The following is a 12,639-nucleotide window of genomic DNA, read 5'->3' on the forward strand; positions in this document are numbered from 1 at the left end:
ATTTTATAATTATGAAATATATAACACGTGAATCTAAAATTTTCCCTATAATCTTAGCACTTTTTGCTGCTTTACCTCCATTAGCTGTCAATACTTATGCTCCTGCTATTTCATTAATAGCTCAAGATTTCGGTGTCCCAGATAGCCAAGTATTAACAACTTTTGCTACTTATTTTGTCGGATTTTCATTTGGAATGCTTTTTTGGGGAGCTATCTCAGATAAATATGGCCGTAAAAAAATTATAATTATTGGTAGTGTTATTTATATTTTAAGCACACTACTATGTTCTCATAGTACCAGTTTTACAATGCTTGAAACATTGAGGTTTATACAAGGCTTATCCGACTCTGTTGGTGGTGTTATAGCTTTTTCCATAGCTAGAGACTGCTATAAAGGCACTAAACTTACAAATATGGTAGCTAGTATAGTTATTATTATGCTGATAGCTCCAATTGTAGCACCTATCATTGGAACTGTATTTACAAATCTTACAGGCACTTGGCAAAGTACTTTTTATTTTTTAACTTTCTATGGGGTAATTATATTAATAGCTGCTTTACTTATAGAGGAAACTCTTGAGCCAAAAAATAGGCAAATAAGTATTTTAAAAATTGCTCCTAGCTATTTTCAACATCTGACAAATCCTGGTTTTATGTTAGCAACTATAGCCGGTGGCTCTACTTTTGCAGCTTTATTAATTTATATATCTTCATCTGCAATTATATACTTAGAACAATATTCAACTGGTTCAATTTTATATTGTATATATTATGGAATATGTGCTATAGCTTCGATACTTGCTAACCTTTTGATAAAAAAACACTCTCACAAAATCAAAGATATTAAATATACTTATTATAGTATTGCTGTATTAGCGGTTAGTTGCACAGCACTAGCGATATTTAATTACCTACATATAGATAACGCTTTTATTTATACTATAGTAATGTTTATACTATGCGCTACAGTAGCTTTTATTTGCACTATACTTTACTCTTTTTCTATAAACCAAGTGGATCATAATTTTGGTACGGCTAACTCAATCTCAAACTTTATTAAAAATATGATAGCAGCATCAGGTAGTTTTGTAGTCAGCTATTACCATGGTAGAGATTTAATATTAGCCTCTCCTATTGTACAATTAGGCTTCATTGGTGTTACTATTTTAATATTGTTTATTATTTATAAAATGAATATAGATTCAAAAATCAATGATTGAGGAATTTTTACTGCAACCTAGAAATATCCGCCACGCTAGTAAATAGTAAACGTAGCTTACTTAATAAAGCTACTCTATTAACTCTGATTTGTAAATTTTCATCCATCACCATTACATTATCAAAAAACTTACTAATTGTTTCATCCAGAGTTGCTAATAATTCTAATGCTTGTGAGTACTCTCTTTTAGATACTAACTCTTTTATTTTACTAGCCACTTTATCTATCTGGTTAGCTAGATTTAACTCATAATCATTATCTACAGTTTTAGCTAACTCAACATCGTAACTTGAAGTAGCATCTTGTGAGTTTTTGCTTAATATATTAGCAACTCGTTTATTTGAAGCAATCAAGCTTTGTGATTTTTTAGAACCTCCAAACTCTATAACAGCTTTGACACGTCTATCAAAGTCTTTTATAGATTGATAACCAGTACTACTAATTGACTCAAATATATCTACCGACACACCTTCTTCTTTATAAAGATTTTTTAATCTATCTAAACAAAAAGATTTTACCTCTTCTTTAGTATTAGAATTTAAATACAAGTTATTCACTTCTTTATAACTGGTTAAAGCAATATCTATAACTTTATCTAGAGATATATCTAAATTTGTATCTCGCAAAATGCGTAGTATACCTATTGCGGATCTGCGTAGAGCAAAAGGATCTTTATTACCAGTTGGTTTTTGTCCAATACCGAAAATACCTACTAAAGTATCTAATTTCTCTGCTAAAGCTACACAGCTTGCCACCGCAATTGTTGGCAACTCTGCCCCAGAATACTTTGGCCAGTATTGTTGCTCTATAGCATTAGCTATAATATCAGGTTCACCATGCGCTTTAGCATAGTATTTACCAATAATACCCTGCAAATCAGTAAACTCAAAAACCATATCAGATATTAAATCTGCTTTAGCAAGCAAACCAGCTCTATATGCCGCTTGTATATCTATATCATTAAGCTTAGCTAGCTCTTTGGAAGTTTTAGCTATCCTTTGCGCTTTTTGGTACATATTACCAAGCTTATTGTGAAACGTAACATTTTCTAGCTTTGGTAGTAAACTATCGAGAGGGCGCTTAAGGTCTGTATCATAGAAAAAAGCCGCATCTGCAAGCCTAGCATTCATAACCTTTTGATTACCAGTTGTTACAAGTTCTGGTTTAGTGCTTTTAATGTTTGAAATTGTAATAAAGTTAGCAATTAATTTATTTTGATTATCTAAAAGTGCAAAGCATTTTTGGTGTTCTTGCATCGATGAAATTAATGCTTCTTGTGGCACCCTTAAAAAGTCTTTATTAAAACCACATAGCATAGCATTTGGATATTCTACTATAGCACAGACTTCATCAACAAGATCACTATCAAGGACAACTTTATAGCCATGCTGTTTTGCTAGATTTTGAGCTTGTTCTATAATTTTTTGTCTACGCTGATCCCACTCTACTATAACCATAGCATCCTCTAAAGCATCTACATAACTAGCTATTGATGTTATTGTGATAGCAGCTGGATTATGAAATCTATGACCATATGTAATATTAGCGGCTTTATGACCTAAAATCTCTATATCTACGATATTATCACCGTACAAAGCTAAAACCCAATGTACAGGTCTTACAAACTCAACCTCAGAAGCACCCCAACGCATCATTTTTGGAATTGGTAACTGCTTTAGAGCTTTTGTTATAATTTCTTGAAGTAAAACTACTGTTTTTTGTCCTTTTTGGATGCTTTTATAAAAAAGCTTTTCACCTTTTGGAGTATCTATTTTTTGTAATTGATCAAACTCAACTCCACAAGATTTTGCAAACCCTAAACCAACTGGTGTTGGCTGATTGTTTTTATATGCGATACTTACTAAAGGTCCTTGTTTTTCAACTGTTAGATCCTTTTGTGATTCTGCTAAATCATTTATTATAAATGCTAAACGTCGCGGTGATGCAAACCATTTAGTTTGAGCAAATTCAATCTCTGCTTCTTTTAGCTGATCCTCAACACTTATTAGCAATGATTGAGCTAAACTTTTTAAAGCTTTTGGTGGTAGCTCTTGCGTACCCAATTCAAATAAAAAATCTTTTGTAACATTATTATTATTCATTATAAAACCTTTAATAAATTTCTATTCTACAACTAAACTTAGGTACCCTGAGCTTGCTGAAGTGCAATAAAACACCTAAATCAAACCCCACCAAACCTAATTAGCTTAACTACAACGTTTAAATAACTTGATGTATTATATCTTAATCCAGATAAGATTTTAATAAAACTACTATGTTTATCGATACACATTGCCATTTGGATTTTACTGTTTTTGATAAAAACCGCCAAAACTTGATTTTTGAGTGTGGTAAACTTGGTGTTAAAAAATTTATAAATCCAGCAACTCAAAGCTCCAGTTGGGACAAACTACTAACTATAAATAAGCAATTTAATAATATTCATATATGTTTTGGTTTACACCCTATTTTTATAGAGTTGCATCAAGATTCTGACATTTTAAAATTAGAAGAATATACTCAAAATACTAAAACTAAACTTATAGGTGAAATTGGTTTAGACAAGCGTCTACAAAACTTTAATAAGCAGGTTAAGTTTTTTAAAAGCCAAATTAATGTTGCAAAAAATCTTAATAAAAAAGTCATTATTCACTCCGTTAGATCTCATAATGAAATTATCAAGGTTATAAAAGATACTAACTTTACCAATGGAGGTATAATTCATGCCTTTAATGCTAACACCAGTATAGCTAAAATATATACTGATCTTGGTTTTAAACTTGGCATAGGTGGTATTATTTCGCACCCACATTCAAAGCTAAAACAAACCTTAAAAAATATAGACCCCAAAAATATTGTTTTAGAAACTGACTCTCCAGATATGCAACTTTATACAGAACAGCAAAGTACTAATACGCCCCAAAACATACCTAAAATTTTTGAGCTTGTAAGCAATATTTATGAATTAAATCCTGATATACTAAAACAACAAATTTATAATACTAGCCTAGAGTTTATCTAAAAATGTATATATCTAATTTACGACTTCAAAATTTTAGAAATATACAATCTAAAAGCTTTGATTTTAACTCTAGTATCAACTTTATTATTGGTAAAAATGGCTCTGGAAAGACTTCTATACTTGAGGCTATATATTTTTTATCTCATAGTAGATCGTTTCGTAGCTCTCAGCTTAACAAAATAGTCAACCATGATGCTGATGAATTTGTCATATTTGCTAAAGCCTATAACTCTGATGAAATAACTATAGCTTTATCACGTAAGAAAAATGGCAATAGTATTTCTAAGCTTAATCTGGAAATACAAAAAAACCATACTGAAATTACTAGAAATCTGCCCATACAGTTAGTCAATCCTGAAGCTTTTAATCTGATCAATTCTGGAGCTCAACAACGGTGCAAAATCCTTGATTGGGGAGCATTTTACCTTGATAAAACTTTTTTAAAAATATGGCAGCAAACTAAATTTCTTGTCAAACAGAGAAACTCTGCTCTAAAACAAAACTACCCTCATACTTACATAGTAGGTATAGATAAAAAACTTAATGAATTCGGCAATATTCTTGACTTAAAAAGACAAAGTTACTTTACAAAACTAAAACCTAAAATCTACGAAATACTTGCCAAGTTTAATCCAGATCTGCAATTAAGTATAGAATATTACCGCGGTTGGAATAGTGATAAAAGTCTAATAGAGGTTCTAACAGAATCTTTTGATTATGACAATAAATATAAAGTCACTAACCATGGTCCACATAAGGCTGATATTGTCTTGACTATAAATAACAAACCTATACAAGATATATTTTCAAGAGGACAACAAAAATTACTTATTTGCGCTATAAAATTAGCTCAAGGAGAAATCCATAACCTTGAAAATGAAAATAAATGTATCTATTTAATAGATGATATAACTTCTGAACTAGACAATAATCACACTCAAACATTGTTTGCCTATCTAAATAAACTAAATTCACAAGTTTTTATAACTACTACAGAAAAAAACAAAATTATAGACTTCATAGAGGAAAGTAGCCATGTTATAGATATCATTTTGAAATAAGCCTATAACGGCTATTTTAAAGAAGTTTTTATAAATATTATTGGAGCAGTCAAGCAAATACCTCAAATCACATACATTCTTTAACGGTCTTTATTAGTAAGCGTAAAGCTTTTTCTGTCGCAGAAGTTGAAGTCCAAAAATTTCGAGTTTCCAGAATTACTGGGTTATTAGTTAATTGATGCAATTGCCATAATACGTCATGTATCGTTTCACTTTCAGTGACAAGTCTAGAAGCGTGAGCAAGAACATCTTGTTTTGCTTTGGTTTTGGTAATGCTAGATAAACGCTCCAATTCCTTAATAACATCTTTTATAATTAATCCTGCGTTAAATGCTGGTTCAAGATCACCACGATAGTGACTTTTCTTGTCATTACCATAAATGCCTTTTGTTTTTAGAATATCGTTATCCCAATAATAGACATATTTATATCTGATATCTTTGCTGTTATATACTTTGCTGTCGTGTTTAGTTGCTTTTCTGCCTGCATTGCCTGGAAATTTATATCCTAAATCCCTTACAATATCACGGGTGTCAACGTCGTAAGGGTTATATACAAGGCAAGCGTGAGAACGGGCTAGAACCTTAGCATAAAAATTCTTGTTTTTAAGGTGTGTTATGAATTTCAAAGCAAATGACCCAGTTGAAGGTATTTTGTCGTTTATATTTAACACATCTAACAATGAGTCATGCTTATATTTACTATTAACAGCGGCATAACAACAGATTAATGATATCGTAAGATGGTTAACCTTACTCATTCCAACATGAAAGGGGATATGCTTTACCAAAAAATCACCTAAGTCTTTGTAAGAAATCGAAAGGCCGGTCAAATCTTGCGTTTTAGAAATTACGCTGGCTCCTGGCATACAATGACCAACTATGTAAATTCTAGAATTTGCTGTTATTTTCTTTAAACTATCAACATTACTAAAATCATTCCCGCCTTTCCAGTGTATAACGTCAAAATTAAGACAGTTTGGCTTATGTGAATAAGTCCATTTTTCAAGTAACAGCTTATAATCATCAGTATCATCTATTGAAATTACTACTTGCCTATCATACATATTGCGTCCCTTTGGTATGTTGTTTCTTAGCTTGTATAGATAAAATTATACAATTTAAGCACGGTGGCTTATATATGATGTATTTGATAAAGCATGTGAATTTATGATAGTTTTACTAATAATAAAAACAGATATCTAGGTAATACTCTCACACATAGGATCATAAAAAATACATTTTATTAAACGGTCCAAGCAGTCATTAATTTAAGAGAAAACTCCCGCAAAGCTGTATTAGGTCTTATATATAATAAATCCATAACCAATAAGCAGGTTTTAACCTAACATCCTCTAAACTACCATATAAGATAAGCTTTTTGTTTCAAATATTAGACCTCTTGCATAACTTGCTGAATTGGTTAAACTTTTTATTTTTATTGGAATGGTGTTGATGAAATTTGAGCAGATTAAAGATGAGTCGCCAGAAGGATTTCGTAGACTTACAGGTGTTAAACGCACTACTTTTACTGTCATCATAAAGATATTAAATGAAGCGCAATTCCAACTAAAAGCAAAAGGAGGCAAGCCGAATAAATTGTCTATAGAAGATAGGCTGCTTATGGCGCTGGAATATTTACGCGAATATAGAACATATTTTCATATTTCACGCAGCTATGGTCTAAGTGAAAGTACTTGTTATCTTAATATACGCTGGGTTGAAGATACTCTGATTAAAGATGGGCGATTCTCATTGCCTGGACGTAAGGCATTATTAAAAAGTGATGTTAACTATGAGGTTGTACTGATAGATGCGACAGAAACACCCATTGAACGACCTAAAAAAAACAAAAAACCTTTTATTCTGGCAAAAAGAAGCGACATACGTTAAAGACGCAAATTATCGTGGATAGGAAGAAAAAGGAAATTATTTGTACCAATTTTTGCAACGGCAAGAGGCATGACTTTAGATTATTTAAAGAATCTGGTGTTCATATCCACCCAGAGATAAAAAGCCTCACCGATACAGGCTATCAAGGGATACATAAGCTGCATCAGCATTCAGAATTGCCGAAGAAAAGAACAAAGAAGAACACACTAACCAAAGAAGACAAAAAGAAAAACCGTGAACTGTCTAGTCAACGTGTTCTAAATGAGAATGTGATCGGCACGGTTAAGCGATTTAAAATTATTGCCGATCGTTATAGAAACAGAAGAAAAAGATTTGGTTTAAGGTTTAATTTGATTGCTGGAATTTATAATTTTGAGCTCTAGGTGGGTTATGCAAGAGGTCTATTCTAAATATTTTCATATATTTACCATTTATCCTCTTGCACACTAAAATCAACTTATCTTATAATAGATACATAAGTTTAGCTGTCTGGGTTATTCGTAATTTGGTTACAATCTTGAGCCGATAGTTTTACTAAAGGGAGTTTTGGTGTTTCGCCTAGAGAGCAAGCTTTGGTATCTTTTAGATATTAGCAAAGAAGCCCAACGGTGGAACTATGACACCCACTTGATACCACAGGGATCAAGCACATTGGACCAAAACGGTAACCTGGATAGCTAATTTATTTATGAATAAGTCACAAATACGAAAACAACTATTACAAATTCGTAATGACCTTCCAAATAAAGATCTATTGTCTGAAGATATTGCTAATAAGGTTATTAATTACATAAACCAAAATTTTACAACTCCTAAAATTGCTAGTTTTCTCTCCTTAAAAAATGAGGTTAATACAAAAACTGTAAATAACTATTTCGAAGTTTACCTACCGATAATACATCCTTTCATTAAGCATGGACTATGGTTTGCAAAAGACACCAAATCATACTACAAAAATAAATATAAGATTAATGAGCCTATATACTCAATAACTAAAGTTATAGCACCTTGGGAACTTGATATAATAATAATCCCATTAGTAGGATTCAACAAACAAAAATACCGTATGGGTATGGGTGGCGGGTTCTATGACTATTCTTTAGATTTTAAAAAAAACTTTAATTACCCATTAAGTATAGGTATAGCCTTTGATGAACAACAAAATAATGATATCATCATAGATAGACATGATATACAACTTGATGTAATAATTACCCCAACAAGGATTCTGTAAATGGACATTTCGACTTTAGTAGATCAAATAAAGCAACGTATATTATCTAAACTTGATCCTAAAGCAAATATTACACTAACAGATGAGACTTATAAGCATATTAAGCACAAAGGCTACACAAAAGAAAAGTATCATTTACTAATAGAAATAGAGTCCAATAAACTTAACTCTATAGCTAAATTATCCTCACATAAACAAGTATATATAGCAATTGGTGATTTAATGGCATATATCCATGCCTTATCTATTAAAATTAAACCGGAGCAAGTCGATGTTTGATTTTATAATACATTTTAACTCCTACATAAACTATTTTGTTGATACTCTAGGAGTGTGGTTTTACATTCTACTTTTTATAATTATATTCTGTGAGACTGGAATCGTTTTAGGAATATTTTTTCCAGGAGACTCTTTACTTTTCACAATTGGCTTAACGGCAGCTGCTACTAGTATTAATATACATGTAGCTGTTTTTACAATATGCATAGCTGCTATAATAGGTGACTCCTGTAACTATATTACAGGCAAATTTATAGGTGAAAAGATGTTCCGCCCACATGCACCTATACTTAAATCAGCATACTTAGAGAAAACTAAATTGTTTTTAGAAAAAAATGGAACTAAAGCGATTATATTTTCACGCTTTATTGCCTTTGTAAGAACATTAACACCTTTCGTAGCAGGTATTAGTAGGATGAATTATCCTAAGTTTGTTATTCTAGGCTCGCTTTCAGCTATTATCTGGTCTTTTTCTATTACTTACACTGTTTATTTTTTCAGTGAAAATAAGTTTATAAAAGAAAACTTAAGCTTAATAATTATTCTTGTGATAGTCGCAGTCATAGGACAAGTGATATTCAAGTACATCCTTAATAAAATAAAAACAAAAAGATCTTAACCTTTGATAATTATTTTTTTATAATCTTACATAAAATACTTGAAAATGCGGGATTTATATCAAAGTATTTTTGTATGAGTTTAGTGCTATGGATTGCAGATAATAGCTAGCTATTATCAAAATTTAGAATACTAAAATCATCAATAAAGACAAAAATAGAAACCTGTATTTTCAAGTATTTTATGTATAAATCTAAATCATTTGGAAAAATTTATTGATGGACACTATAACAGCAATATTGCATATTATCTTACACTTAGACCAATTTATAAGTACTTATATTAATATATTAGGCGACTGGACTTATCTACTACTCTTTGTAGTCATATTTTGTGAAACAGGATTAGTAGTTACACCATTTTTACCGGGCGATTCACTACTTTTTGCAATTGGCTTAACAGGTGCTGTCACTACACTAAATGTTCATCTAGTTGCCCCTATTTTAGTTTTAGCTGCTATTTGCGGAGACTCTTGTAACTACTTTTTGGGTAGATTTATTGGTAAAAGGATTTTTAAGGATGACGCTAGAATACTTAAAACAACTCACCTTATTAAAGCCCAAAATTTCTTTAATAAATATGGAGGTAGAGCAATAATTATTGCTAGATTTACACCACTAATTAGAACTTTACTACCTTTTACTGCTGGTATGAGTAGGATGAGTTACATCAAATTTGTAGTATTAGGTGCAGTAGGAGCTTTTATTTGGGTGTATTCCATCATCTATATAGCTTTCTGGTTTAGCAATAATGCTTTTGTAAGAAAATACTTTGGCGTATTTATAATTTTGATAGTCGTTGTCTCTTTAATACCACCAACCATATCTTTCATTAAAGCTTATAGAACTAAATTTTTAACAAATAACAGTTCGTCTCTTTAAACTTAAATAATCTAATAAAAGTTTCCTACTTTGAAGCTGCTTACCTACCAAAATATTGTCTAACTTTAATCTTGTAACTCTAGCTATAACCTTTAAATCTTGTTCTGTCCACTTATAGAGTGGTTCCCTTATCTTCATGAGACTTAATCCTTTAACCGAGTTAACACCAGCTACCACAGCCTCTCTAAATCCAGCAAATAAAATATTGTAATTTTTAGCTGGCTCTATATTGTAACCGTCAAGATCATGCTCAACATAAACACCTTGTCCTAAACTCTCTAAAAGTTCCAACTCAAAAAATCTCAATAAATACTTATAATTATCCTCACTCATATTACTCATAACAAAATCATATTTTTTAAAAAGTGCATCATCCTCATCAGAGTAGCTTAAAAGTAAAAAAATAAGTTCATTTATATACTGTAAAGCTAAAAGATTAATGTATGATTTTTTATAAAAAGACTCTATAAACTCTATGTTATAAATCTTATTTAATCCAGAGTCTCGCCTAGCTAGGCTTATCTGTCCACAAAGTTTAACTAATGGTTGATACAAATTTTGCTGTTTTTTATTAGTTCTTATGACCCCAGAAATTTTACCAAATTCACTTGTAAATATGGAAACTAGTAAAGAACTTTCCTTATATTTACGCTGATGCAAAATATAAAAATCATAGAGCTTATCTTTCATTTAATTTCTCTATTAATTCTATAAGCTGAACTGCATTTCTATATTTTATTTCAGGTAACCCAAATATATCTATTAAATCTTCTAGTGATACTTTTACACTTTCATTAGCCTGCAATTTTAGCTGTAACCATTTTGCCATAGCTGTTATGTAAGCATCACCAAAAACTTTAAAAGAAGTTTTTTCTTTACTTACGTAAATTTCTACTGTTAAAAAGTTATCACTAACATTATATTTTACTTGAGTAGGTAAAATCTCAGCATCATCTACTGATATCTTTGATAACATTTCTTTTACTAGACTATTGTACACTTATCTTAACCCTTGTATTTAAATCAGTATCTGTATCACTCAAAAGGTGACACTACTCTTAAAGTATTCACCTTTTCTTTAATGAGCTCTGCTGCTTTGGCAACTTCTTTTTCAGTTGTTGGTAACCCAAAAGAGACACGAATTGTATTATCAGCATCATCTGCACTTAAACCTATTGTCCTTAAGACATGAGATGGTTCTATTGCTTGAGAGTTACAAGCTGATCCCGTTGATAAACAAACCCCATCAAGCATAGCTAGTAAAGTTTCTGCTTTTACACCTTTAATGGTTACATTTAAAATACCTGGATAACTATGTTGTAAATCTGTATTGAGCTTTATGTTCTGGATTTTATTAAGTTGCTCTAAAAATATATCGCGTAACTTATTAATACGTTTATAATTTTCATCTTTATTACTGAATATATCTTTGCAAGCTTCAGCTAACGCAAAAATCTGATAATTAGGTAATGTTCCAGCTCGCATTCCAAATTCCTGTGTGCCTCCATGAATTTGTTTCACTAACTTAACCCTAGGAGCCTTTGATCTGACATATAGAAAACCTATTCCTTTAGGTGCATATATCTTATGTCCAGATACTGATAACAAGTCAATATTCATAGCTTTAATATCTAAGTTTACCTTACCATAGCCTTGAGCTGCATCAACGTGAAAAAACACTTTATTACGTTTGGTAATCTCACCTATTTTAGTTAAGTCATTCATAGTGCCTAGCTCATTATTTACAGCCATTAAACTCACTAATATAGTTCGTTTAGTAATAGCTTTTTGAAGATCTAAAATACTCACTTTACCTTTACTATTCACATCTAGATAGGTCACATCATACCCTTTTGTTTCTAGGTACCTACAAACATCCAAAACAGCTTTATGTTCAACTTTAGATGTAATTATATGCTTCCCTTTATCACTATAAGCTTCAGCGATACCTTTTATAGCTAAATTATTAGATTCAGTAGCTCCTGATGTAAATATTATTTCTCTACTTAAAACCCCTAAAGTTTTAGCGATATCTTCTCTTGCTGTTTCAATTTGATCTTTTATTTTTTCAGCTTCTTCATAAGTAGATGACCCTGAGTTAAAAAAATAATTATTATCATTATTTATATAGTTTATGAGTTTATTTTTAACCGTTTCACTTAGTGGTGTAGTAGCAGCGTAATCCAGATAGATAAAGCTCATTTAACCCCGATATTTCTTTCAATTAATAGCTAATATTGTTATTATATCAAATAATTGCGTACATAGTACTTTAACAAAATCACTAACACGTCTAAGCTCTAAATCAGAGATGGTAAATCTGATTAATTTCACAAGTTTGGAATCTGCTTAGTTCATAAAAATAGTGATTAAATTAAGAAGACCATAGAGGTCAACAAAAAAACAAGCTGGTTCGTTAAAAAGTCAGCTATG

13 protein-coding genes and 1 other RNA gene are annotated in these 12,639 nt (G+C 31.0%); 9 read left to right on the plus strand and 5 right to left on the minus strand.

All coding sequences use genetic code 11. From position 1 onward, the window contains the following. The first annotated feature begins 11 nt into the window (after nucleotides 1–11). On the plus strand, nucleotides 12–1,220 hold the full coding sequence (locus E3E15_RS04405) for a multidrug effflux MFS transporter (protein WP_172106732.1): 1,209 nt from the start codon (nucleotides 12–14) through the stop codon (nucleotides 1,218–1,220). 7 nt (nucleotides 1,221–1,227) lie between these two features. Here E3E15_RS04405 and glyS read toward each other — a convergent pair whose 3' ends face one another. Next, nucleotides 1,228–3,321, minus strand: coding sequence for a glycine--tRNA ligase subunit beta (gene glyS / locus E3E15_RS04410; protein WP_172106733.1), 2,094 nt, complete (start codon nucleotides 3,319–3,321; stop codon nucleotides 1,228–1,230). Between the two features lie 173 nt (nucleotides 3,322–3,494). Here glyS and E3E15_RS04415 point away from each other — a divergent pair, with 173 nt between their 5' ends. Together E3E15_RS04415 and recF are read left to right on the plus strand one after the other, a co-directional pair. Then, nucleotides 3,495–4,241 carry a TatD family hydrolase gene (locus E3E15_RS04415; protein ID WP_172106734.1) on the plus strand — a complete coding sequence of 249 codons (747 nt, stop codon included), beginning with the start codon at nucleotides 3,495–3,497 and terminating at the stop codon, nucleotides 4,239–4,241. Between the two features lie 2 nt (nucleotides 4,242–4,243). After that, a complete protein-coding gene (recF, locus tag E3E15_RS04420) occupies nucleotides 4,244–5,302 on the plus strand; it encodes a DNA replication/repair protein RecF (RefSeq protein WP_172106735.1) in 1,059 nt (352 codons plus the stop codon). Between the two features lie 67 nt (nucleotides 5,303–5,369). Here the strand turns inward: recF and E3E15_RS04425 are convergent, their stop codons facing one another. Further along, nucleotides 5,370–6,368: a hypothetical protein gene (locus tag E3E15_RS04425; RefSeq protein WP_172106736.1), complete on the minus strand. Its 999-nt coding sequence runs from the start codon at nucleotides 6,366–6,368 to the stop codon at nucleotides 5,370–5,372. A 388-nt stretch (nucleotides 6,369–6,756) separates the two neighbouring features. Between E3E15_RS04425 and E3E15_RS04430 the strand changes: the two genes are divergently transcribed. The 6 genes from E3E15_RS04430 to E3E15_RS04455 all read left to right on the plus strand — a co-directional run bounded on the left by E3E15_RS04430 (nucleotide 6,757) and on the right by E3E15_RS04455 (nucleotide 10,206). Further along, a protein-coding gene (locus tag E3E15_RS04430) for an IS5 family transposase (RefSeq protein WP_245313647.1) occupies nucleotides 6,757–7,577 on the plus strand; the annotation gives its coding sequence in 2 pieces (ribosomal slippage) (nucleotides 6,757–7,144 and nucleotides 7,144–7,577; 822 coding nt in all). 100 nt (nucleotides 7,578–7,677) lie between these two features. Beyond that, nucleotides 7,678–7,874: non-coding RNA, 6S RNA (gene ssrS, locus E3E15_RS04435), on the plus strand. Nucleotides 7,875–7,882: 8 nt separating this feature from the next. Continuing rightward, the gene (locus E3E15_RS04440; protein ID WP_035719318.1) at nucleotides 7,883–8,428 is read left to right on the plus strand and encodes a 5-formyltetrahydrofolate cyclo-ligase; all 546 of its coding nucleotides are present in this window, start codon (nucleotides 7,883–7,885) and stop codon (nucleotides 8,426–8,428) included. After that, nucleotides 8,429–8,707 (plus strand): BolA family protein, encoded by a 279-nt coding sequence (locus E3E15_RS04445; RefSeq protein WP_172106737.1) that lies wholly within the window; start codon nucleotides 8,429–8,431, stop codon nucleotides 8,705–8,707. Further along, complete coding sequence (locus E3E15_RS04450; protein ID WP_035719323.1) at nucleotides 8,700–9,326, plus strand: VTT domain-containing protein; 627 nt, start codon at nucleotides 8,700–8,702, stop codon at nucleotides 9,324–9,326. Before E3E15_RS04445 ends, E3E15_RS04450 begins: the two co-directional genes overlap by 8 nt. Nucleotides 9,327–9,543: 217 nt before the next feature. Next, a complete protein-coding gene (locus E3E15_RS04455; RefSeq protein WP_172106738.1) occupies nucleotides 9,544–10,206 on the plus strand; it encodes a VTT domain-containing protein in 663 nt (220 codons plus the stop codon). Here E3E15_RS04455 and recO read toward each other — a convergent pair. From recO to E3E15_RS04470, 3 genes are read right to left on the minus strand one after another with little or no spacing between them, the layout of a single operon-like run. Further along, nucleotides 10,180–10,896 carry a DNA repair protein RecO gene (gene recO / locus E3E15_RS04460; RefSeq protein ID WP_172106739.1) on the minus strand — a complete coding sequence of 239 codons (717 nt, stop codon included), beginning with the start codon at nucleotides 10,894–10,896 and terminating at the stop codon, nucleotides 10,180–10,182. The genes E3E15_RS04455 and recO overlap by 27 nt on opposite strands. Continuing rightward, nucleotides 10,886–11,206, minus strand: a complete 321-nt coding sequence (locus tag E3E15_RS04465; RefSeq protein ID WP_035719330.1) for a hypothetical protein — start codon at nucleotides 11,204–11,206, stop codon at nucleotides 10,886–10,888. The genes recO and E3E15_RS04465 overlap by 11 nt, the downstream gene beginning before the upstream one ends. 35 nt (nucleotides 11,207–11,241) lie before the next feature. After that, nucleotides 11,242–12,408 (minus strand): cysteine desulfurase family protein, encoded by a 1,167-nt coding sequence (locus E3E15_RS04470; RefSeq protein WP_172106740.1) that lies wholly within the window; start codon nucleotides 12,406–12,408, stop codon nucleotides 11,242–11,244. Nucleotides 12,409–12,639 lie beyond the last annotated feature (231 nt).

This window comes from Allofrancisella frigidaquae, assembly GCF_012222825.1.
GTDB classification, from domain to species: Bacteria; Pseudomonadota; Gammaproteobacteria; order Francisellales; family Francisellaceae; genus Francisella; species Francisella frigidaquae.

Coding starts and splice junctions, on each gene's coding strand:
- E3E15_RS04450 (WP_035719323.1), top strand. CDS start 8,700: ATGTTTGATTTTATAATACATTTTAACTCCTACATAAACTATTTTGTT.
- E3E15_RS04415 (WP_172106734.1), top strand. CDS start 3,495: ATGTTTATCGATACACATTGCCATTTGGATTTTACTGTTTTTGATAAA.
- E3E15_RS04455 (WP_172106738.1), top strand. CDS start 9,544: ATGGACACTATAACAGCAATATTGCATATTATCTTACACTTAGACCAA.
- E3E15_RS04470 (WP_172106740.1), bottom strand. CDS start 12,408: ATGAGCTTTATCTATCTGGATTACGCTGCTACTACACCACTAAGTGAA.
- E3E15_RS04440 (WP_035719318.1), top strand. CDS start 7,883: ATGAATAAGTCACAAATACGAAAACAACTATTACAAATTCGTAATGAC.
- recF (WP_172106735.1), top strand. CDS start 4,244: ATGTATATATCTAATTTACGACTTCAAAATTTTAGAAATATACAATCT.
- glyS (WP_172106733.1), bottom strand. CDS start 3,321: ATGAATAATAATAATGTTACAAAAGATTTTTTATTTGAATTGGGTACG.
- recO (WP_172106739.1), bottom strand. CDS start 10,896: ATGAAAGATAAGCTCTATGATTTTTATATTTTGCATCAGCGTAAATAT.
- E3E15_RS04425 (WP_172106736.1), bottom strand. CDS start 6,368: ATGTATGATAGGCAAGTAGTAATTTCAATAGATGATACTGATGATTAT.
- E3E15_RS04445 (WP_172106737.1), top strand. CDS start 8,429: ATGGACATTTCGACTTTAGTAGATCAAATAAAGCAACGTATATTATCT.
- E3E15_RS04405 (WP_172106732.1), top strand. CDS start 12: ATGAAATATATAACACGTGAATCTAAAATTTTCCCTATAATCTTAGCA.